Here is a 20447-nt window from a genome sequence, read left to right as displayed (position 1 = left end):
ATGACGTTTGATAGTGAGGATGGCGATGCGGAACAAAGTCAGCGCGAACTAACCGATATTCCCCAGCGCCGGGAACGTGTTCAGCAGCCAGATACTCACGTCGCTGACGGCGCCGGTGAGGAAGCCGATGCCGGTCAGGATCATCAGGACGCCCATCGCGCGCTCGACTGTCGCGAGGTGCTTTTTCATCCGGGCGAACAGGCCGGAGAACTGTTCGATCATCAGCGCGGCGAGCAGGAACGGCACGCCGAGGCCGAGCGAGTAGATCGCGAGCAGCCCCGCACCCTTCGCCACCGTGGCTTCGGCCGCCGCCACCGACAGGATCGCCGCGAGGATCGGGCCGATACACGGCGTCCAGCCGAACGCGAAGGCGAGGCCCATTACATAGGCGCCCCACAGTCCGACCGGCTTGGGAATCGGCAGCCGGCCCTCACGCATCAGGATGTTGAGCCGCGTCAGGCCGAGGAAGTGCAGGCCCATCAGGATGATGACGATGCCGGCGACGATCGCCAGTTCGGCCGACCAGGCGCGGATAAGCCCGCCGACCAAGCTCGCACTGGCGCCGAGCGCGACAAACACGGTCGAGAAGCCGAGCACGAACATCAGCGCCGAGATCATCACCGCGCGCTTCGAGGTCCGTTCGGATTCGTCGGCGGCGACATGCTCGATGGTCGCGCCGGTCAGATAGATCAGATACGGCGGCACCAGCGGCAGCACGCAGGGCGACAGGAAGCTGACCAGGCCGGCAATCAGCGCCGCAGGGATCGAGACGTCGTGGATCATGCGGCTACATGCACCGCCGCGCCTGGGCGACGCAAGGCGATGCGGCAACGTTCCGCGCCTTGTGATCGCCCCGTGAGGGTTGCTTCGACCAAGTGTTTAGGCCGAAGATGCGCTCCTCACCTCGCCAGATCCACGGATAAGCCTTGAAGAACCTCATCACCGATGTCGCCGGCGTTCGCGTCGGCCATGCCGACGACGCCAAGCTCGCCTCCGGCGTGACCGCCATTCTGTTCGATCAGCCAGCGGTCGCCTCGATCGACGTGCGCGGCGGCGGACCGGGGATTCGCGACGGCGTGCTGCTCGAGCCGGTCAATACCGTCGAACAGGTCGACGGCTTCACGCTGTCGGGCGGCTCGGCCTTCGGGCTCGATGCAGGCGGCGGCGTGCAGGCCTGGCTCGCCGAGCAGGGCCGCGGCTTTGCGATCGGCACCGCGACGATCCCGATCGTGCCCGGCGGCGTGATCTTCGACATGCTCAATGGCGGCGACAAGGCGTGGGGCAGATTCTCACCCTATCGCGACCTCGGCTATGCGGCGGCGCAGGCCGCGAGCGAGGACTTCGCGCTCGGCAGCGTCGGCGCTGGGCTCGGTGCCACCACGGCGAACTACAAAGGCGGCCTCGGCTCGGCGTCGGCGATGACGCCCGGCGGCATCACGGTCGGCGCGATTGCGGCGGTGAATGCAATCGGCAGCGTCACCATCGGCGACGGGCCGTGGTTCTGGTCGGCGCCGTTCGAACAGGGCAAGGAATTCGGCGGTTGCGGCCTGCCGAATCCGTTCACGCCGGAGCATCTGAAAATTCAGCTCAAGGGCGCGGCCGCCGCTACGGCCGAGAACACCACGCTGGTCGCGGTCGTCACCGATGCGGTGCTGACCAAGACCCAGGTGAAGCGGCTGGCGATGCTGGCGCAGACCGGATTCGCGCGCGCGATCTATCCGGTGCACGCGCCGCTCGACGGCGACGTGGTATTTGCCGCCGCCACCGGCCAGAAGCCGGTCGATCCGCTGGCCGGCCTGACCGAACTCGGCGCGATCGCCGCCAACACCGTCGCCCGCGCGATCGCACGCGGCGTCTACGAGGCGACCCGCCTGCCGTTCAGCGATGCGCAGCCGGCATGGCGCGATCGCTTCACGCCTTGATCGACACCGTCGAGGTCGCTGCCGACTGAACCTGATTGGCCTGGCGCTGGATCAATTGCTCGACGAAATTATACGACGAGCTCGCCTTGGAGCTGCTGGCGCCGGCGGCTGAGGTCATCGAGACTTTCGAGCCGTCGGCATATGTCACCGAGGTGGTGACGGTGCCGTCCGAATTGGTGACGCTGGTCGACGACGCGCCAGTCAACGCCTGCAGCGGATCGCCCGAGCCGTTGCCGGCCTGTTGCGAGCCGTCGTGGTGATGCGCCTTCTTCTTGCTCTGCAGCGCCGCCGCCAATTCCTTGGCGCTGACCGAGCCGTCGCCATCGGTATCGAGCTTGGCGAATACCTTGTCGGCATTCGCCGTGTTGGTGCCGCCGGCGCCGAGCGCGCTTTCGAATTCGCCCTTGCTGATCGCGCCGTCGCCATTGCCGTCGAGCTGCGCGAACAGGTCCTTCAGCGCGGCATCGCGGCTCTTCTCTTTCGTCGTCGTCGGATCGGCCGACTGGCCCTGCTGCGCGGCGAGCAGCGCCTGCATCAGTTCCGGCGACAGCCCGCCCGATGCCGACGAACCGCCGCTGGCGGGCGTGCTCAGCGAACTGCTGTCGCTCGACTTGGCGCTGGATGGCTCGAAGGGATTGCTGAGGCTGGTGGTCTTGGTCGAGGAGCTCGACGAGCTGAGCGCGCTGAGCAGTCCGGATAGTGCACCGATCGCGCCAAGGGCTGGAATCATGGCCGTTCTCCATTCAGCGCCGCACCACGGCGGCAACTCCTCACACGCGTCCTGCCTCCCTCGAGCAACCGCCATGCCAAGGCGCGACACACTGGAAACGCTGAGGTTTTCACCGCGGCGCGGCGCCGTGTCCGGGGAAATTTCTGCCGCACCGGCAGAACCTGCCGAGCACATCTGCGGCCGCGCGCCATGCGGCTCCGCATTGCGAGGCCGGGTTTCGCGTGTTAGCGGAATCGGCCCTCGGCGCTCGGTCACGCCATGCGGCGCCGGACATGATCAGCAAAACGACCAGGAAACCGCCGATGTCCCCCTTCGCGCCCCGCCCGCTCGCCATCGCGCCGTCGATCCTCGCCTCGGATTTCTCCAGGCTGGGCGAAGAAGTCCGCGCTGTCGATCAGGCCGGCGCCGACTGGATCCATCTCGACGTCATGGACGGCCATTTCGTGCCGAACATTTCCTACGGCCCCGACGTCATCAAGGCGATGCGGCCGCACACCACGAAGATCTTCGACGCGCATCTGATGATCGCGCCGTGCGACCCCTATCTCGAAGCCTTCGCCAAAGCCGGCTGCGACCACATCACCGTCCACGCCGAAGCCGGCCCGCATCTGCACCGCTCGCTGCAGGCGATCCGCGCGCTCGGCAAGAAGGCCGGCGTCTCGCTCAACCCCGGAACGCATCCGTCCGTGATCGAATACGTGCTCGACGACCTCGACCTCGTGCTGGTGATGTCGGTCAACCCCGGCTTCGGCGGCCAGGCCTTCATCCCGAGCGCAGTGGAGAAGATCAAAGCGATCCGCGCGATGGTTGCCGGACGGCCGATCGACATCGAAGTCGATGGCGGCGTGAGTGACAAGGTCGCGGGTGAACTGGCAGCCGCCGGAGCGAATGCGCTGGTCGCGGGCAGCGCTGTGTTCAAGGGCGGGACGCTGGACGCGTACAAGGCGAACATCGCGGGGATCAGGAATGCGGCGATGAGCGCAAGAGGCGAAGTGGTTTAGGCCGCTCGACCTGCGACGACCCAGTTCGTACCATCCATTATAGGCCGCGGAGCAACGGGCGCGCTGGGATACTGGGTCGTCCGATCAAGCCGGACGATGACGGCGGGTGGTGGCGCAAGCGCACTGCTTCGTCGCGAGGTGGGAATTCCCTCAAGGCCTGTAGCCCGGATGGAGCGCAGCGCAATCCGGGGCAGCGCCTGAACCCTGCGTCCTGGGCTGGAGGCGTCGCTCAGCTGGCCCTCGATTGCGCTTCGCTTCATCGAGGCTACGGGCCTTGCGCCAGTCCGGAGCGCCGCGCAGCGGCGAGCCCGGAATGACGAACGCGGGGTCCTTGCCCGCCCCGCCCCCGTCCCCGCCTCCCTCTCCTTCCCGCTGCCTTCCCCTTCCCCCCCGCCTAGCCGCTGCCCGCCCGATCTGCTAAAGCGCGGCCTTAATTCCCCTGACATCACGAGACGCCGATGATCCCGCGCTACACCCGTCCGGAAATGGCTGCCATTTGGGAGCCGCTGACCCGCTTCAAGATCTGGTTCGAGATCGAGGCGCATGCCTCGGACGCGCAGGCGGCGCTCGGCGTGATTCCGAAGGAAGCGGCGGAGACGATCTGGGCCAAGGGCAAGGACGCGGCGTTCGACGTCGAGCGGATCGACGAGATCGAGCGCGAGGTGAAGCACGACGTCATCGCCTTCCTGACGCATCTGGCCGAATTCGTCGGCCCGCTGTCGCGCTTCGTGCATCAAGGCATGACCTCGTCGGACGTGCTCGACACCTGCTTCAACGTCCAGCTCACCCGCGCCGCCGACATCCTGCTGGCCGATCTCGACAGGGTGCTCGCCGCGCTGAAGACCCGCGCGTTCGAGCACAAGATGACGCCGTCGATCGGCCGCTCGCACGGCATCCACGCCGAGCCGGTGACGTTCGGCCTGAAGATGGCCTACGCCTATGCGGAATTCTCGCGCGCCAAGGAGCGCCTGATCGCCGCCCGCAAGGAAGTCGCGACCTGCGCGATCTCCGGCTCGGTCGGCACCTTCGCGCATATCGATCCGCGCGTCGAAGAACACGTCGCCAAGGCGATGGGCCTCGCGGTCGAGCCGGTGTCGACGCAGGTGATCCCGCGCGATCGCCACGCGATGTACTTCGCGGTGCTGGGCGTGATCGCCTCGTCGGTCGAGCGGCTCGCCACGGAAATTCGCCATCTGCAGCGCACCGAAGTGCTCGAAGCCGAGGAGTACTTCTCCGAGGGCCAGAAGGGCTCGTCGTCGATGCCGCACAAGCGCAACCCGGTGCTGACCGAAAACCTCACCGGCCTCGCCCGCATGGTGCGCAGCTATGCGATGCCGGCGATGGAGAACGTCGTGCTGTGGCACGAGCGCGATATCTCGCACTCCTCGGCCGAGCGCATGATCGCGCCGGACTCCACCGTGACGCTCGACTTCGCGCTCAATCGTCTGGCCGGCGTGATCGAGAAGCTGGTGGTGTATCCGGACAACATGGCGAAGAACCTCGACCGCCTCGGCGGCCTGATCCATTCGCAGCGCCTGCTCACCGCGCTGACCCAGAAGGGCTGCTCGCGCGAAGAGAGCTACAAGCTCGTGCAGCGCAACGCCATGCCGGTGTGGCGCGGCGAAGGCGACTTCCTGACGCTGCTGAAGGCCGATCCGGACATGAAGAAGTACATGACCGACGCCGAAATCGAAGAACAATTCGACCTCGGCTATCACCTCAAGCACGTCGACACGATCTTCAAGCGGGTGTTCGGCGAGAGCTGAGGGCGGACGAGAGCCGAGGCGGACGCCGTTCTCTCGTTCGTCATTCCGGGGCGCTTGTGGAAACGACGGAGACGCAGAACACTTCGAGATTCCGGGTTCGCGCGCGAAGGGCGCGCGCCCCGGAATGACCAGGAGAGGGATTGACCGACATTCCCCCGACTGCCATCCGACTATGCCGCACCATCCTCCGTCATTCCGGGGCGCTCGCTCTTGCGGGCGAACCCGGAATCCAGATGTTGTGGAGATGACAGCGTCGCAGAACGCTGCGAGATTCCGGGTTCGCCGCTGCGCGGCGAACCGGAATGACGGCGAGGCTCGGATCGTCCCGCCTGCCGCAACGCAGCCTCGCGCAAAAGACAACCGAAAACTAACCAAACTGCGCTAGATCTGCCGCGTGTCTGGGCATCCGAACATTCTGGTCTTCGATTCCGGCCTCGGCGGACTCACCGTGCTGCGGGAGATCGTCAGGGCGCGGCCGGATGCGCGCTATACGTATGCGGCGGACGACGCATTCTTCCCTTACGGGCAGCACAGCGAGGAGGCGATCATCGGCCGGGTGGTGCCGCTGATCGGCGAGCTGATCGAGGCGCACGCGCCGGATCTGGTGGTAATCGCCTGCAACACCGCCTCGACGCTGGTGCTGGCGCATCTGCGTGCTGCCTACAAGGTGCCGTTCGTCGGCACCGTGCCGGCGATCAAGCCGGCTTGCGCGGCGTCGAAGACTAGGCGCGTCTCGGTGCTCGGCACCAGCGGCACCGTGAAGCGGGAATACACCCGCGCGCTGATCCGCGATTTCGCCCAGGGCTGCGACGTCAAGCTGGTCGGCTCGGCGCATCTCGCCGCGCTGGCGGAAGCGGCGCTGGACGGCACCAGCGTGCCGGACGCGGCGATCTCAGCCGAGATCGCGCCGTGCTTCGTCGCGGGCGACGGGCCGGGCAGCCGCACCGACACCATCGTGCTGGCCTGCACCCATTATCCGCTGCTGCTCGACCGGCTGGTCCGGCTGGCGCCCTGGCCGGTCGACTGGATCGACCCGGCGCCGGCGATCGCCCGCCGCGTCGTCAGCCTGCTCGGCGCCGGCAGCGGCCAGACCGAAGAGCCCGGAGCCGAGATGGTGTTCACTTCAGGACGCCGGCACCGGCTGTCAGCCGCCCTCACACCTTATTTCGGAGGCCGAGTTCCGGCCTGAGTGCTTTCCGTCAGCCTCCCGCACTGCTACTTTCTCAGGCAGGGAGGACTAACATGACCAACAAACTCTGGATCGCGCTCGCCGTGACCCTGGCCGCAAGCGCAGCCTACGCGCAGCAGCCGACGAGTGGTATCAAGCGGACACCACTGCAAAAGGTCGAGTTCCCGGACGGTTATGTGACGGTCAGCGGCCTCGCGGAACTCCCGGCCGGCGGCCGCATCGGCCGACACACCCACCCCGGCATCGAGACCGGCTATCTGCTGGAAGGCGAAGCGCTGATGAGCATCGACGGTCAGCCCGATAAACATCTGAAGGCCGGCGACTCGTACTCAATTCCCGCGGGCGTGGTGCACGACGCCGCGGCGCATGGCGGCGGCGCCGCCAAAGTGATGGCGGTGTGGGTGGTCGACAAGACCAAGCCGCTCGCCACTCCGGCGCCGTAGCCAAAGTGCGCGGAAAACTCCGAATCCTCTCGCTGCGGCGAAGGCTGATCGCCGATCTGATGCGGGCGTCGCAAGGCGTACCGCTGATCACCTATCAGCGCTCGCTGAATTTGACGCCGCTGGGGCTGGCGCGCGACCGGCTGGCATCGCCGCCCGGCTTCGCGGCGATCGTCGCCAAAGCCTGGGCCGTGGTGGCGCGCGAGCAGCCGATGCTGCGTACGCTGGTGGTCGATTTCCCATTCCCTCACCTCTACGAGCTGCCGCGCAGCGTCGCGATGATCGCGATCGCCCGGACGGTCGAGGGCGAGGACTGCGTGCTGATGCAGAAGGTGGTCGGCGCCGACGAATTGTCGCTGCGCTGCGTCGATGCGCTGATCCGCGAGGCGCAGACCGCGTCGATCTGCGAGGTGCCGATGTTCCGCAAGCTGCTGCGGATCAGCGCCCTGCCCTGGCCGCTGCGCCGGATAGTGTGGTGGGGCGGCTTGGCGCTGGCCCGGCAGCGGGCCAATTTCTTCGGCAGCGTCGGGCTGTCATCGGTGTCGGCGCTCGGCGCCGGCGATCTCTATCCGATCAGCCCCGGTCCCTACATGCTGAGCTACGGCCGGCTGCACGAGGACGGCCGCTTCGACATGGTAATCCGCTTCGACCACCGGCTGATCGATGCCGCTCCGATCGCCCGGGCGATGACCCGGCTGGAGCAGGTGCTGAACACCACGATCGCGGGCGAATTGCAGGCGATGTATTGCCCGGCCACCGACAAGCCGCCGGTGCGGGCGGTCGGGGCCTGAGGCCCGCGGGCCGTTCCCTGCCCTGTCGCCGAATTGACATCCGGGCGGTTTCTCCCTAGAACCCCGCCAACAGCGCGGGCCTTTCGGCCCGCGTTGTGTTTCGCGACCCGTGGTCCACCCCTCTCAGCTTTGGGGCCGGATCTGTCGGCGGCAGGATGTTTTCCGGCCGCACAGGAGGGCGCGTTTCCTCATCCACGACTGAAAAACGCCATCGCGGTCGCGATGGCTATGCAAACCGAGGACGCGATGACAAAGCGCAGTGAAGCCAAGTATAAAATCGACCGCCGCATGGGCCAGAACATCTGGGGCCGCCCGAAGAGCCCGGTCAACCGCCGCGAATACGGCCCCGGTCAGCACGGCCAGCGCCGCAAGGGCAAGCTGTCCGACTTCGGCGTGCAGCTGCGCGCCAAGCAGAAGCTTAAGGGCTATTACGCCAACATTTCCGAGCGCCAGTTCCACTCCATCTACGTCGAGGCGACCCGCCTCAAGGGCGATTCGGGCGAGAACCTGATCGGCCTCTTGGAGCGCCGTCTCGATTCGGTGGTGTACCGCTCGAAGTTCGTGGCGACGATCTTCGCGGCGCGCCAGTTCATCAATCACGGCCACATCAAGGTCAACGGCAAGCGCGTCAACATCTCGAGCTACAAGGTTCGGGTCGGCGACGTGATCGAGGTCAAGGAATCGTCCAAGCAGCTCGCGATCGTGCTGGAAGCCAGCCAGCTCGCCGAGCGCGACGTGCCGGACTACATCGAAGTCGACCACAACAAGATGACCGCGAAGTTCGCGCGCGTGCCGGCCCTGTCCGACGTGCCGTTCGCGGTCCAGATGGAACCGCATCTGATCGTCGAATTCTACTCGCGCTAAGCGCGACGGAATTGCTTTCTTCGTACTGATTGCTGCTCAGTCCGATGCATCGAGGCCCCGGTTCGCCGGGGCCTTTTTGTTTGGGGACTGATGCCGAGTTATTGAGTGGAAATTTGGAACTAGAGTGGTCATTTTGATTTTGATCAATTGACTCGCACTTGCAACCTGCATTGTCCTGGTTGACGTAAATCAAAATTTACACTCCCTAGTTTCAGCACGAGTTGACTATACACAACCCTCGTTTACAATTTTTAGTTGCGCTACCCTAGTAGTTGCACTTGAGAGTAAAGAAGGCATTCGTTCACAACATTTATTGCAGACTTCCGGGGCGCACGAATGAGCATGTTAGCTGAAGTTCCAATGGTAATTAAAGAAACAAGGCAAAAACGGACGCAATCGTTTGGCACGCTGGGCATGGAGTTTGCCCTCGGAGCGTTTCTAGTCGCCTGCTTTCAACACTATATTGATCCAATTTTGAGCATAGACGTCGGCTCGCCTCTAATACCTTTAGTTGGCGGAATGATCGCGGTTACGCTTGGTTTGATCGCCAGCAGATCTTAAAAACAAAATGCCCAATATATGGAATGTCTTTGCGAATTCACTCGCATCGATAGCGTTTGGCTTCGGGTGCTTTCTTTGGCTTCGTTCGCTCGGCAATCATCGCGACAAGAACCGCAAGATCGCACATGGACGGGTTACAGCATGGATCCTTCAAAGTATATTTCTCTACACTTTGGTAGTTTGCCTTGTAGGTCAGTGGATTCTAGGCATTCCTCTCTCTGAAACAATTCGATCGGGCTTTGGTGATGAACGAGCAGCGTGGTTGTTGTTCGGGACTTCTGTCGACCTCGCGGTTCGCCTCTACAGCTTGATGGACCAGGAGTAGACAAGCTCGACAATATTGCCCGCTTCGTTGAAGTTCGGCGCCGCATGACAGTTATGGTAACTTGCGGCCATGTCCTACACCCCTTCCCTCCCTGATCCGTCCGCGCCGCCGGTGCGTATCAATCTGCTCTCCGACACCCAGACGCGGCCGACGCCGGCGATGCTGGAGGCGATGGCGCGGGCCGAGGTCGGCGACGAGCAGATCGGCGATGATCCCACCACCAACGCGCTGAACGAGCGCGTCGCCGCGCTGCTCGGCAAGGAGGCGGCGGTATTTCTGCCGTCCGGCACGATGTGCAATGTCACCGCAACGCTGGCGACCTGCCGGCCGGGCGACGAGATCATCGCGCATCGCACCGCGCATATCCTGTCGCGCGAGGGCGGCACGCATGCGGCGCTCGGCGGCTTCCAAATCACGCCGCTCGACGGCGACGGCGGGATGTTCTCGCTCGCCGCATTTCGCGCCGCGTTGCATCCGAGAAACCGCTACGAGCCACCGCAGACCATGGTGAGTGTCGAGCAGACCGCCAATATCGGCGGCGGCACGATCTGGCCGCAGGCGACGCTCGATGCCATCGCGGCGGACGGCAAGGCGGCCGGGCTCGCGACCCATATGGACGGCGCGCGGCTGATGAACGCGGTTGTCGCCACCGGCATCGCCGCCAAGGACATGACCGCCGGCTGGGATTCGGTGTGGATCGATTTCAGCAAGGGGCTGGGCGCGCCGGTCGGCGCGTCGCTGGCCGGCTCGCGCGCTTTCATCGACGAGGTGTGGCGCTGGAAGCAGCGGCTCGGCGGATCGATGCGGCAATCCGGCGTGATCGCCGCGGCGTGCAACTACGCGCTCGATTACCATGTCGAGCGGCTCGCCGAGGACCACGCCAACGCGCGGGCGCTGGCCGCCGGGCTGGCGCAGCTCGCCGGCGTCGAGGTGCAGGAGCCGCAGACCAATCTGGTGTTCTTCCGGCCGGACGGCGCGGGCGTGCCGGGCGCCGAGCTGGTGGCGCGGCTGCGCGCTCGCGGCGTGCTGCTGGCGATGATGGACGACCGCATCCGTGCCTGCACGCATCTCGACGTCAGCCGGGCGATGATCGACGAGACCTTGGAGCTGGTGCGGGAGATTTTGCGCGCCGCGTAGGCGATCGAGCGCCAGGCCGACGCTGGCCCGAAAACGCAAATGGCCGGGACAAGCCCGGCCACCGCGTCAGTTCAGATCGAACAGTCTTACAGGCAGATGCGCACGCCGGCGGCGTTGACGACGCAGGCGCCACGACCGCGAACCGGGCCGCGCACGCCACGTCCACCATAGCCGCGTCCGCCACCCCGGCCGTAGCCGCGGCCACCGCGATAGCCCCGGCCGCGCCCGCGACCCCAGTCGCCGCGCTGCGCGGAGGCCGAGGTGGTCGAGGCGCCGGTGATCAGCGCGGTCGCGCCGACGAGGCTGAAAGCGTAGATGCTGGTGAGCACCACCGCGGCGAGAACACGAGACACGAGGCCCTGACGGCCGGGCTGCTTGTAGGTCATGTGATTCCTTTTCGGTTGCCCGCGAACGGTGGCTGCAAATTGCCGCAGCGTCAATTCGGAACACAAAGACGCGAGCAAAGTTCCGGCGACCCGACGCCCGACTTCATAATTCCCCGCGCCGAAGAGCGGCGCCTACCAAGCCCATGGCGATACGCCCCCACCCCTCCCCGAGTCATTCCGGGGCGGCCGCCGCGCCGCGGCGGACGAACCCGGAATCTGACCCGCACCCCGCCGCAGAGATTCCGGGGGCGCGCTGCGCGCGCCCCCGAATGACTCGTGGAAAGGTCGGTCGCCAACCGGGCCGCCGCTCGGTTGGTCGGGCGGGCTATTCCAGCGCCTCGTACACCAGCTTCTTGAGCTCCCGCTGCACCGGCTGGCGCTGCGACGGGGTCTGCTCCATCAGCACGAAGAACATGTCGAGCTTGGGATCGACCACGAAGTAGCAGCCGCTGGCGCCGTCCCATTTCAGTTCGCCGAGCGAGCCGGGCGGCGGCGGCTTGGCGTTGCCGGCGTCGGTGCGGACGGCGAGGCCGTAGCCGTAGCCGAAGCCGTCGCCGGGGAAGTAGAAGTAATCGCGCGCGACGCCGGAGGACGGGCCGATCTGATCGGTGGTCATGTCCTTGAAGGTCGCTTCGCTGAGATAGCGCTTGCCGTCGAGCTCGCCCTTGTTCAGCAGCATCCGCACGAACCGGATCACGTCGTGCGGCGTCGAGGTCAGGCCGCCGCCACCGGACTCCCACTGCTTGACGATGTCCGGGCGGCTCGGCCGTCCGACCCGGAAGTCGGCATCGTTGGGCATCGGCTGCGCCATCCGCGCCTTCTGCTCGTCCGTCGGCAGATAATAGCGGGTATCCTTCATGCCCAGCGGATCGAACAGTTTCTCTTTCTCATACTCGTAGAACGATTTGCCGGACGCGACTTCGATGACGCGGCCGAGCACCTCGTAGGAATTGCCGTAGTCCCACAGCGTGCCGGGCTGCTCCTGCAGCGGCACCTTGGCGATGCGATCGGCAAATTCGGCCGTGCTGGGATCGCCGTCGTAGATCTTCGCCGCGGCGATCGCCTTGCGGACCAGGTTGTCGCCGTAGAAGCCGTAGGTGATGCCGGAGGTGTGCAGCAACAGGTCGCTGATCTTGATGGGTCGCTTCAGCGCTTCGAAATCGAGAAACTTCTCGCCGTTGTCCTTGGTCTTCTCGACGCCGACCTTGGTGTCGGCGAAGGCCGGGATGTATTTGGAAACCGGATCGTCGAGCTTGATCTTGCCGTCGTCGACCAGCTTCATCACCGCGAAGGCGGTGAACGGCTTGGTCAGCGAGGCGAGCCGGAAGATGGTGTCGTCGGTCATCGGCGCCTTGGTGGCGACGTCACGGACGCCGAAATACTTATGATACACCGGCTTGCCGCCGCGCTCGATGTACACCACCGCGCCGGGAATCTTGCCCTCTTCGATGATCTTGTTGAAGAACGCGTCGATGCGGCCGAGCTTCTCCTGGGAGAACTTCGCGGTGGGCGGCGGATCGAAGCTGCCTTCGGCAATCGCCGGAGAGGCAATCAGCGCTGCGAGCGCTCCGGTTAACAGCAGACGCGCGGCGCGACGCAGGATCATCCAGTCCTCCAGATATGAGCTGGACGGATGGTAGCGGCCGCGGTCAACTAATCAAGAGCCGCCGACAGCGCAGCCCGGTGCAGCGCGGCGCTCGGTTCCGAGAAGCAGCAGAACACCACACGGCGTATGGCGGGCACGGTGCCCAGCGTCTCGAGGCAAGTCGCGACCGCGAGCGGCGCGGCGCGTTCCGGGGGAAAGCCGTAAACGCCGGTCGAGATCGCCGAGAACGCGACCGACGCAAGGCCATGCTGTGCGCATAATTCCAGCGCCCGGCGGTAGCACGAGGCCAGCGCCGCATCCTCGCCGGAACCGCCGCCATGCCACACCGGCCCGACGGCATGAATCACATGCCGCGCCGGCAACCCGTAACCTTTGGTGATCTTGGCATCGCCGGTGGCGCAGCCGTCGAGGGCACGGCACTCGGCCAGAAGCTGCGGGCCAGCGGCGCGATGGATGGCGCCGTCGACCCCGCCGCCGCCCAGCAGCGAGCTATTGGCGGCGTTGACGATCGCGTCCAGCGCGAGCGTCGTGATGTCGGCGACGACGACCTCGAGGGTCGCCGCCCCGCTCAAACGTACAAAACTGCTCAGGCCGCGACCTTGATGCCCTTGTCGGCGAACAGCTTCTGCAACTCGCCGGCCTGGAACATCTCGCGGACGATGTCGCAGCCGCCGACGAATTCGCCCTTCACATAGAGCTGCGGAATGGTCGGCCAGTTCGAGAACTGCTTGATGCCGTCGCGCAGCTCGGTCGATTCAAGGACGTTGTGGCCCTTATAGGGGACGCCGATGTGATCGAGGATCTGCACCACCTGGCCGGAGAAGCCGCACTGCGGAAACTGCGGCGTGCCCTTCATGAACAGCACGACGTCGTTGGCCTTCACTTCATTGTCGATGAATTGCTCGATGCTCATGGCGAGTCCCTTTGCGGCGCGGCCGGCTGACCACCAGCGGCCGGATCAGTCCATCATATATGTATCGCGAAAACCGTTCGCAGCCCAAGTAAAATGCCAGTCAGACCGGCTGACGGTCTGATTTGGCTCAACAATCCGGCTGCGCCGGGGCGCCCTCAGGGTTGCTGAGGGACAGACTGCGGACTCGCCCCCGCCTTCCAATCGCGTCGCGAGCACCTATTTGGCAAATCTCGGAACCGCTTCCCAGAAGCAGCGTTTTCTCGCAAACCGGAGTCGCTCGTGTCGAATCTGTCCTCCGCCGCCGCTTCTGTAGCTGTTCCTGCTGAATCGTCCCCGCCGCCGCAGACTCTCGTCGCCCGCCTGTCGGCGGCGTTTCTGACCGTGCGCCAGGAGACGGAACGGCGAGCCGCGCCGCTCAGCCCCGAGGATCAGGTGGTGCAGTCGATGGCGGACGCCAGCCCGGCGAAATGGCACCGTGCGCACACCACCTGGTTCTTCGAACAATTTCTGCTCGGCCCGCACCAGCCGGGCTACCAGGTCTTCCACCCCGATTATGCCTATCTGTTCAATTCCTATTACGTCTCCGCCGGTCCCCGGCACACGCGGGCGGCGCGCGGGTTGCTGACGCGGCCGAGCGTCGACGACGTCGCCGCCTATCGCCGGCACGTCGACGCCGCGATGCTGAAGCTGTTCGCCGAGGCGGACGACGCCAAGCTGCGCGAGCTGGAGCCGCTGGTCGAAGTCGGGCTCAATCACGAGCAGCAGCATCAGGAGCTGCTGCTGACCGACATCCTGCATGCCTTCGCGCAGAACCCGATCCCGCCGGCCTACGATCCGGCGTGGCGGCTGCCCGCCTCCGATCGCGGCGGCGATGCGCTGGTCGATCTGCCGGAGGGCATCCATTCGATCGGCCACGCCAGCGACAGCTTCCATTTCGACAACGAGAAGCCGGCGCACCGCGCATTGGTCGGCCCGGTGACGCTGGCGCGGCACCTGGTGACCAACGCCGAATGGCTGGCCTTCATGGCCGACGGCGGCTACCGCACCCCGACGCTGTGGCTGATGGACGGCTTCGCCTGCGCCGAGCGCGAGGGCTGGGAAGCGCCGGGCCATTGGCGGCAAGTGGACGGCGCGTGGCGGATCATGACGCTCGGCGGCCTACAGAGCATCGATCCGGACGCGCCGGTCTGCCACGTCAGTTACTACGAGGCCGACGCGTTCGCGCGCTGGTCGGGCAAGCATCTGCCGACCGAGATGGAATGGGAAGTCGCCGCGCGCGCCGGTCAGCTTGCGGACGCGTTCGGCACGGTCTGGCAGTGGACCCGCAGCGCCTACGCGCCCTACCCCGGCTACAAGGCGATCGAGGGCGCGCTCGGCGAATACAACGGCAAGTTCATGGTCAATCAGCTGGTGCTGCGCGGCTCGTCCTGCGTCACGCCGGACGGCCACAGCCGCCTGACCTATCGCAACTTCTTCTATCCGCACCACCGCTGGCAGTTCACCGGACTCCGGCTCGCCGAATACGACGTCTGAGATCCATCAACGACAAGCGCCACGGGCGCACCCGGGAGACTGCCCATGAATATGCACGTTGCCGTGCAAGCCCGAGCGCATCAGCTCGATCCGCAGACGCAGAGCTTCGCGAACGACGTGCTGGACGGCCTGTCTCGATCGCCGAAATCGCTGCCGCCGAAGTACTTCTACGACGACCTCGGCTCTGAACTGTTCGTCGGCATCACCAAGCTGCCGGAATACTACCCGACCCGCACCGAACTCGGCATCCTGCGCGCCCGCGCCGGCGAGATCGCCGCGCTGATTCCGCCGGACGCCGCGCTGGTCGAATTCGGCGCTGGCGCCACCACCAAGATCCGGCTGCTGCTCGGCGCCCATAAGGTCACCGCCTACGTGCCGGTGGATATTTCGGGCGACTTCATTGCCGCGCAGGCCGAGGAGCTGTGCGCCGACTTCCCGGAGCTCGCGGTGTATCCGGTCGCAGCGGACTTCACCGCGCCGTTCGCCCTGCCGGACGACGTGCGCGAGTTGCCGAAGGTGGGCTTCTTCCCCGGCTCGACCATCGGCAATTTCGAGCCCCACGAAGCGGCGGATCTGCTACGCACCTTCCGCGACATTCTCGGCCAAGACAGTCTGAGCCAAGGCGCCCGGCTAATCGTCGGCGTCGATCTGGAGAAGGACGAGAAGCTTCTGGTCCCGGCCTATGACGACGCGGCCGGCGTCACCGCGCAGTTCAATCTCAATCTCCTGGCGCGGATCAACCGCGAGCTCGGCGGTGATATCGACCTGCGGACGTTCGAACATCGGGCGATCTACAATCGCGATCAGCACCGCATCGAGATGCATCTGGTGAGCCAGCGCGACCAGACCGTCCGCATCCTCGGCGAACGCTTCGCCTTCACGGCCGGCGAGACTATCCACACTGAAAACAGCTACAAATACAGCCTCCCCCGCTTCCGCACGCTGGCCGAGCAAGCCGGCTGGTCGCTGCAGCAGAGCTGGATGGACGACAGCGGGCTGTTCTCGGTCCACGCGCTGCAGGCAAGCTGAGCGCGATCGGGCTTATAGACGATTACTTACGTCGTGTTGAAGGCGATCGCAGTGCCAGCGTCGCCCTCACCCCAACCCTCTCCCGCAAGCGGGAGAGGGTTGGGGTGAGGGCGGCTCGCACGACTTCACGTCCGGCCGGCCGCCTTCAGGATCAACTCGCTGATCTCCTGCGGATGGCTGAGCAGCGAGACGTGGCTGGCGGCGAGCTCGATCGCGCTGGCGTTCATGCGCTTGGCCATGAAGCGCTGCAGGTCCGGGTTGATGACGCGGTCGTCCTTGGAGATCGCGTAGTAGCTCGGCTTGTCGCGCCAGGCGGCATGGTTTGTCTTGCCGGCCAGCAGCGCTTTGTGAAACGGCCATTGCACGGCGTACAGCGCCTTGGCCTTATCCAGCGGCAGATCCGGTGCGAAGTCGCGCAGGAAAGCTTCCTCGGTCAACCGGCCTTCGTCGCCATCGAACACGATCCCGGCCGACGCCGGCGCCGCCGGATAAGTCTTGGCGAGCGCGGTGTAATCTTCGCCCGCATCGGGCGCGCGTGCCGCGACGTAGACCAGCGCCGCGACGTTGGGATGCACGCCGGCCTCGGTGACGATCATGCCGGAGAACGAATGGCCGGCCAGCACGGTCGGACCATCCTGGCGCGCCAGCACCCGCTCGCAGGCGGCGACCGCGTCGGGCAGACTGGTCAGCGGGTTCTGCACCGCCGTGACATTCAGCCCGCGCGCCTGCAGCCGCGGGATCACCTCGGACCAGGATGAGCCGTCGGCGAACAGCCCGTGGACCAGCACGACGTTGCGCGCCCCGGCAGCGGCACCGGGCTTCTCTGCCATCTCCGCGGCCCGCGCGCCGCCCAGCACGGCCGATGCGGCGACGGCCAGCAGCGACGAAGTCACAACACGACGATCAACAATCATTTGGGTCTCCGAGTGTCCTCACCGTCATTCCGAGCGAAGCGAAGCAATCCAGAGGGCGCATATTGATGCCGTTCCTGGATGGCTTGGCCGCGGAGCCTGTGCTCGGACAGCGCGAAGCCGATCCGGGTGCGGCTCGCAATGACGATGTTGCAGGCTCCGTTTCACCGATCGAATTGGCGGCCAGACATATAGGGTAGCGCTGGCCGCTCATCGGTTCGGTCATAAGCGAGTGCGGATCGACTGGCGCCCTGCTCTACGCGCGGACGTGGATCGTTCGGCGGCGCAGGTCCTTGACGGTGAGCCAGACCGCGGCGACCAGGAAGTAGAACGCGCCGAACGCCGCGTAAGGCGCGATGTCGGTGATGCTCGGCAGCTTGTCGCCGCTCGCCGCATGGATGAAGAATGCGCCGGCGAGCGCGGACTGCGCGCCGCTGAGGATCATCGGCCACTGCCCGCCGCTCGTCCAGCGCCGCACGCCGGTGACGAGCTGCAGCACGCCCGCAACAATCGCCCAGGCGCCATACACCGCCAGCACGGCGTTCATGCCGTGATTCAGCACGACGACCGCGGCCAGCGTCGTCAGCGCGCTGACGACGAGATTGAGCGCCTGGCTGGGATTGGCCAGCAGCCCGCCGTTGCGCGCCGCATCGGCGTAATTCGCGCCGGCATCCCACGCCGGATAAACGATCAGCATCACCGCGGCGAGCTGCGGGGCCTGGCGTGCGACCGTGAAGGCGAGCGCCACCCAGATCAGGGAAAACGCAGCGCGGACATAGTAATAGCGCTTCAGCCAAGCCGAGGCTGTCGTCGACGAGATCGCTGAATTGTCATGGGCCATCTGAAAGCTCCTAGCAATGATGAGTGCAATGTCTACCTACTAGTCGGTAGACGAACCGGCAACTGGCAGATGGGGGGCACTTGATGACGTTTGCTTGATGACGACCACGCGGGGCGCTCGCGCCTGAGTCCTTACCCCCGTCATTCCGGAGCACTCGCGCTTGCGAGCGAACCCGGAATCCAGACGTTGTGGACACGACAGAGCCGCAGAACGCAGCGGGATTCCGGGTTCACGCGCGTTGCGCGTGCCCCGGAATGACGTGCGTGGGGCTGATCGAGAGCCGTTGTTTGAACGGGTTAATCACCCAAGCCGTGAACGCCGCGTTGAAGGCGCGTTCGAAAAGCGCCCGCGGCGTGCGCCTTTGAGGCCCTGCCCCGTCATTCCGGGGCGCTCGCGCTTGCGAGCGAACCCGGAATCCAGATGTTGTGGACACGACAGAGCCGCAGAACGCTGCGGGATTCCGGGTTCACGCGCGTTGCGCGTGCCCCGGGATGACTTGCGTGGGGCTGGGTCAACTCCGGCCGAACTGGACATTCTACCAACTAGAAGGTATACAGCTGCATGACCGCAGCATCGACGACCGCCGACGAGATCCTCGCATGCGCGCGCGGCCTGATCATCGCGGGCGGATATAACGGCTTCAGCTATGCCGACATCGCCGACGCGGTCGGCATCCGTAAGCCGAGCATTCATCACCATTTCCCGACCAAAGCCGAGCTGGTGCAGAAGCTGGTCGCGCAATATCGCAAGGACGCCGCCGCCGGGCTGGCGCATCTGGCGCGCGAGGCGCCCGACCCGGCGACGCAGCTACGCCGCTACACCGGCTATTGGGCCGCCTGCATCAAGGACGGCAGCGCGCCGTTCTGCGTTTGCGCGCTGCTGGCGACAGAACTCCCCGTGCTGCCCGAACAGGTTGCCGCCGAAGTGCGGGCGCATTTCCGCTCGCTGTCGGCGTGGCTGAAATCGGCGCTCGAGCGCGGCCAGAAAGACGGCAGCCTCACTCTGACGGAAACGCCGCGCGCCGAGGCCGAACTGTTCATGGCGACCGTGCACGGCGCGATGCTGTCGGCTCGCGCCTATGGCGAGCCGAAGATGTTTGCAACGATCACCAACCCGCTGATCGATCGGCTGTGCGGACGATAGGCGAGACCTCATTGCACAACTTTCGTCATGGCGGGACGATCTCATCGAAAAACAAGCTGACGCCGCGAGGACCACCCTCCCCTGGAGGGTGAGGGTCGCTCGCGCAGCGAGCGGGGTGGGGTGGCGCAGAGTTCATTCGCCGTGCTCGCGGCTCCGCCCCCCCCCCCCCGGGGGGAGGGGGGGGGGGGGGGGGGGGGGCCGCCCCCCCCCCCCGCGGGGGGGGGGGGGGGCCCCCCCCCGCCTCCGCGAGGCCGAGAGTGGCTGCTCGCGTCGCCCTCACCCCAGCCCTCTCCCGCAAGCGGGAGAGGGAGCGCGCCGTGCCCTGGACAACATAGCTGCAATGACGGCGAGGTTGTTACTTCGATGCCCTCCGGTGAAGACGATCTGATCGCCCGTTACTTCAAGCCGCTCGCGACCGACCCCGGTGCGCGTGGGCTGGTCGACGACGCCGCGGTGCTGGCGGCGGCCGGCAGCGATCTGGTGCTGACCACCGACGCGATCGTCGAGGGCGTGCATTATCTGCCGGACGATCCGCCGGCGGCGATCGCCCGCAAGGCGCTGCGGGTCAACCTGTCCGATCTTGCCGCCAAGGGCGCGACGCCCGCCGGCTTCCTGCTGACGCTGGCGCTGCGTAATGCCGATGAGTCGTTCCTCGCGCCGTTCGCCGAAGCGCTCGGCGCTGACGCCGCGGCCTATGGTTGCCCGCTGCTCGGCGGCGACACGGTCTCGACGCCGGGGCCGATGATGATCTCGGTCACCGCCTTCGGCCGCGTGCCACCCGGCGCGATGGTCCGGCGCGATGCGCTCAGGCCGGGCGACCGGATCGTGGTCAGCGGCACCATCGGCGACGCCGCGCTTGGGCTCGACGTGTTGCAGGGGCGGGCCACGGCGGCCGACGAAGCGGGCCGGGCTTTCCTGGTCGGTCGCTACCGCGAGCCGCAACCGCGCTCGGCGCTGGCCGAGGTGGTGCGCCGGCATGCCCGTGCAGCGATGGACATCTCGGACGGACTCGCCGGCGATCTCGCCAAGATGTGCGCCGCCTCCGGAGTGACCGCGACGCTCGACGCCGCGGCGGTGCCGCTGTCAGCAGCTGCATATCAAATGATCAGCAACGGCACTGCTGCACTGCAACGCATTCTCAGCGGCGGTGACGACTACGAACTACTTTGCGGCGTTGCACCAGATCGACTCGATCAGTTCCTCGCTGCGGCGCAACGACTAGGCGTCGCATGCGCCGTCATCGGCACCGCAGCAGACGGAAATGGTGCGCCGCGGTGGTTCGACGGCGACGCCTGTGAAGTATTGTTGACAGCCCAGTCGTTCAGTCATTTCTGATGCTTAGTGATAGGTAATCGAAAG

Annotated in this window: 21 protein-coding genes; 13 read left to right on the top strand and 8 right to left on the bottom strand. The window is 65.9% G+C overall.

The annotated features are described in order from the left end of the window. Positions 1 to 48 precede the first annotated feature (48 nt). Positions 49 to 783, bottom strand: a complete 735-nt coding sequence (locus LPW26_RS07515; protein WP_238733916.1) for a cytochrome c biogenesis CcdA family protein — start codon at positions 781 to 783, stop codon at positions 49 to 51. A 143-nt stretch (positions 784 to 926) separates the two neighbouring features. Between LPW26_RS07515 and LPW26_RS07510 the strand changes: the two genes are divergently transcribed. Beyond that, positions 927 to 1922 carry a P1 family peptidase gene (locus LPW26_RS07510; RefSeq protein ID WP_238733915.1) on the top strand — a complete coding sequence of 332 codons (996 nt, stop codon included), beginning with the start codon at positions 927 to 929 and terminating at the stop codon, positions 1920 to 1922. Here LPW26_RS07510 and LPW26_RS07505 read toward each other — a convergent pair. Then, positions 1912 to 2652, bottom strand: a complete 741-nt coding sequence (locus LPW26_RS07505; RefSeq protein ID WP_238733914.1) for an EF-hand domain-containing protein — start codon at positions 2650 to 2652, stop codon at positions 1912 to 1914. The genes LPW26_RS07510 and LPW26_RS07505 overlap by 11 nt on opposite strands. A 302-nt stretch (positions 2653 to 2954) precedes the next feature. Here LPW26_RS07505 and rpe point away from each other — a divergent pair, with 302 nt between their 5' ends. The 8 genes from rpe to LPW26_RS07465 all read left to right on the top strand — a co-directional run bounded on the left by rpe (position 2955) and on the right by LPW26_RS07465 (position 10726). Continuing rightward, positions 2955 to 3653: a ribulose-phosphate 3-epimerase gene (gene rpe / locus LPW26_RS07500; RefSeq protein WP_238733913.1), complete on the top strand. Its 699-nt coding sequence runs from the start codon at positions 2955 to 2957 to the stop codon at positions 3651 to 3653. A 458-nt stretch (positions 3654 to 4111) separates the two neighbouring features. Then, positions 4112 to 5419: an adenylosuccinate lyase gene (gene purB / locus LPW26_RS07495; protein WP_238733912.1), complete on the top strand. Its 1308-nt coding sequence runs from the start codon at positions 4112 to 4114 to the stop codon at positions 5417 to 5419. 394 nt (positions 5420 to 5813) lie between these two features. Continuing rightward, positions 5814 to 6608 carry a glutamate racemase gene (gene murI, locus LPW26_RS07490; RefSeq protein ID WP_238733911.1) on the top strand — a complete coding sequence of 265 codons (795 nt, stop codon included), beginning with the start codon at positions 5814 to 5816 and terminating at the stop codon, positions 6606 to 6608. Positions 6609 to 6661: 53 nt separating this feature from the next. Beyond that, the gene (locus LPW26_RS07485; RefSeq protein ID WP_238733910.1) at positions 6662 to 7051 is read left to right on the top strand and encodes a cupin domain-containing protein; all 390 of its coding nucleotides are present in this window, start codon (positions 6662 to 6664) and stop codon (positions 7049 to 7051) included. A 5-nt stretch (positions 7052 to 7056) separates the two neighbouring features. Continuing rightward, positions 7057 to 7839, top strand: a complete 783-nt coding sequence (locus LPW26_RS07480; RefSeq protein WP_238733908.1) for an acyltransferase — start codon at positions 7057 to 7059, stop codon at positions 7837 to 7839. A 246-nt stretch (positions 7840 to 8085) separates the two neighbouring features. Then, on the top strand, positions 8086 to 8703 hold the full coding sequence (gene rpsD / locus LPW26_RS07475) for a 30S ribosomal protein S4 (RefSeq protein ID WP_238733906.1): 618 nt from the start codon (positions 8086 to 8088) through the stop codon (positions 8701 to 8703). A gap of 342 nt (positions 8704 to 9045) precedes the next feature. Then, complete coding sequence (locus LPW26_RS07470; protein WP_238733904.1) at positions 9046 to 9264, top strand: hypothetical protein; 219 nt, start codon at positions 9046 to 9048, stop codon at positions 9262 to 9264. Between the two features lie 394 nt (positions 9265 to 9658). Next, a complete protein-coding gene (locus tag LPW26_RS07465; RefSeq protein ID WP_238733902.1) occupies positions 9659 to 10726 on the top strand; it encodes a threonine aldolase family protein in 1068 nt (355 codons plus the stop codon). A gap of 86 nt (positions 10727 to 10812) precedes the next feature. Here the strand turns inward: LPW26_RS07465 and LPW26_RS07460 are convergent, their stop codons facing one another. The 4 genes from LPW26_RS07460 to grxD form a co-directional block, all read right to left on the bottom strand. Next, on the bottom strand, positions 10813 to 11112 hold the full coding sequence (locus LPW26_RS07460) for a hypothetical protein (protein WP_238733900.1): 300 nt from the start codon (positions 11110 to 11112) through the stop codon (positions 10813 to 10815). A 325-nt stretch (positions 11113 to 11437) separates the two neighbouring features. Beyond that, the gene (locus LPW26_RS07455; protein ID WP_238733898.1) at positions 11438 to 12718 is read right to left on the bottom strand and encodes a serine hydrolase domain-containing protein; all 1281 of its coding nucleotides are present in this window, start codon (positions 12716 to 12718) and stop codon (positions 11438 to 11440) included. A gap of 47 nt (positions 12719 to 12765) precedes the next feature. Continuing rightward, entirely contained in the window at positions 12766 to 13308 is a 543-nt protein-coding gene (locus LPW26_RS07450; protein ID WP_238733930.1) for an O-acetyl-ADP-ribose deacetylase, read from the bottom strand. Then, complete coding sequence (gene grxD, locus LPW26_RS07445; RefSeq protein ID WP_238733896.1) at positions 13305 to 13631, bottom strand: Grx4 family monothiol glutaredoxin; 327 nt, start codon at positions 13629 to 13631, stop codon at positions 13305 to 13307. Before grxD ends, LPW26_RS07450 begins: the two co-directional genes overlap by 4 nt. Positions 13632 to 13910: 279 nt before the next feature. On the opposite strand from grxD, the gene egtB reads away from it, so the two are divergent. Then, positions 13911 to 15164, top strand: coding sequence for an ergothioneine biosynthesis protein EgtB (egtB, locus tag LPW26_RS07440; RefSeq protein WP_238733894.1), 1254 nt, complete (start codon positions 13911 to 13913; stop codon positions 15162 to 15164). A gap of 45 nt (positions 15165 to 15209) precedes the next feature. Further along, positions 15210 to 16193, top strand: coding sequence for an L-histidine N(alpha)-methyltransferase (egtD, locus tag LPW26_RS07435; protein WP_238733893.1), 984 nt, complete (start codon positions 15210 to 15212; stop codon positions 16191 to 16193). 125 nt (positions 16194 to 16318) lie between these two features. On the opposite strand, the gene LPW26_RS07430 is transcribed toward egtD, so the two are convergent. Beyond that, complete coding sequence (locus LPW26_RS07430) at positions 16319 to 17107, bottom strand: alpha/beta fold hydrolase (RefSeq protein WP_238733892.1); 789 nt, start codon at positions 17105 to 17107, stop codon at positions 16319 to 16321. Positions 17108 to 17360: 253 nt separating this feature from the next. After that, on the bottom strand, positions 17361 to 17945 hold the full coding sequence (locus LPW26_RS07425) for a DUF308 domain-containing protein (protein ID WP_238733891.1): 585 nt from the start codon (positions 17943 to 17945) through the stop codon (positions 17361 to 17363). A 561-nt stretch (positions 17946 to 18506) separates the two neighbouring features. Between LPW26_RS07425 and LPW26_RS07420 the strand changes: the two genes are divergently transcribed. Further along, positions 18507 to 19088 (top strand): TetR/AcrR family transcriptional regulator, encoded by a 582-nt coding sequence (locus tag LPW26_RS07420; protein WP_238733890.1) that lies wholly within the window; start codon positions 18507 to 18509, stop codon positions 19086 to 19088. Positions 19089 to 19451: 363 nt separating this feature from the next. Next, the gene (thiL, locus tag LPW26_RS07415) at positions 19452 to 20423 is read left to right on the top strand and encodes a thiamine-phosphate kinase (RefSeq protein ID WP_238733888.1); all 972 of its coding nucleotides are present in this window, start codon (positions 19452 to 19454) and stop codon (positions 20421 to 20423) included. The last annotated feature ends 24 nt before the right edge of the window (positions 20424 to 20447 follow it).

The sequence above is a fragment of the Rhodopseudomonas infernalis genome (genome assembly GCF_022271405.1).
Lineage (GTDB): Bacteria > Pseudomonadota > Alphaproteobacteria > Rhizobiales > Xanthobacteraceae > Rhodopseudomonas > Rhodopseudomonas infernalis.
This window is presented reverse-complemented; position numbering and strand designations above follow the sequence as displayed.

Coding starts and splice junctions, on each gene's coding strand:
- LPW26_RS07515 (WP_238733916.1), bottom strand. CDS start 783: ATGATCCACGACGTCTCGATCCCTGCGGCGCTGATTGCCGGCCTGGTC.
- LPW26_RS07505 (WP_238733914.1), bottom strand. CDS start 2,652: ATGATTCCAGCCCTTGGCGCGATCGGTGCACTATCCGGACTGCTCAGC.
- rpe (WP_238733913.1), top strand. CDS start 2,955: ATGTCCCCCTTCGCGCCCCGCCCGCTCGCCATCGCGCCGTCGATCCTC.
- purB (WP_238733912.1), top strand. CDS start 4,112: ATGATCCCGCGCTACACCCGTCCGGAAATGGCTGCCATTTGGGAGCCG.
- LPW26_RS07485 (WP_238733910.1), top strand. CDS start 6,662: ATGACCAACAAACTCTGGATCGCGCTCGCCGTGACCCTGGCCGCAAGC.
- rpsD (WP_238733906.1), top strand. CDS start 8,086: ATGACAAAGCGCAGTGAAGCCAAGTATAAAATCGACCGCCGCATGGGC.
- LPW26_RS07470 (WP_238733904.1), top strand. CDS start 9,046: ATGTTAGCTGAAGTTCCAATGGTAATTAAAGAAACAAGGCAAAAACGG.
- LPW26_RS07465 (WP_238733902.1), top strand. CDS start 9,659: ATGTCCTACACCCCTTCCCTCCCTGATCCGTCCGCGCCGCCGGTGCGT.
- LPW26_RS07460 (WP_238733900.1), bottom strand. CDS start 11,112: ATGACCTACAAGCAGCCCGGCCGTCAGGGCCTCGTGTCTCGTGTTCTC.
- LPW26_RS07455 (WP_238733898.1), bottom strand. CDS start 12,718: ATGATCCTGCGTCGCGCCGCGCGTCTGCTGTTAACCGGAGCGCTCGCA.
- grxD (WP_238733896.1), bottom strand. CDS start 13,631: ATGAGCATCGAGCAATTCATCGACAATGAAGTGAAGGCCAACGACGTC.
- egtD (WP_238733893.1), top strand. CDS start 15,210: ATGAATATGCACGTTGCCGTGCAAGCCCGAGCGCATCAGCTCGATCCG.
- LPW26_RS07430 (WP_238733892.1), bottom strand. CDS start 17,107: ATGATTGTTGATCGTCGTGTTGTGACTTCGTCGCTGCTGGCCGTCGCC.
- LPW26_RS07425 (WP_238733891.1), bottom strand. CDS start 17,945: ATGGCCCATGACAATTCAGCGATCTCGTCGACGACAGCCTCGGCTTGG.
- LPW26_RS07420 (WP_238733890.1), top strand. CDS start 18,507: ATGACCGCAGCATCGACGACCGCCGACGAGATCCTCGCATGCGCGCGC.
- thiL (WP_238733888.1), top strand. CDS start 19,452: ATGCCCTCCGGTGAAGACGATCTGATCGCCCGTTACTTCAAGCCGCTC.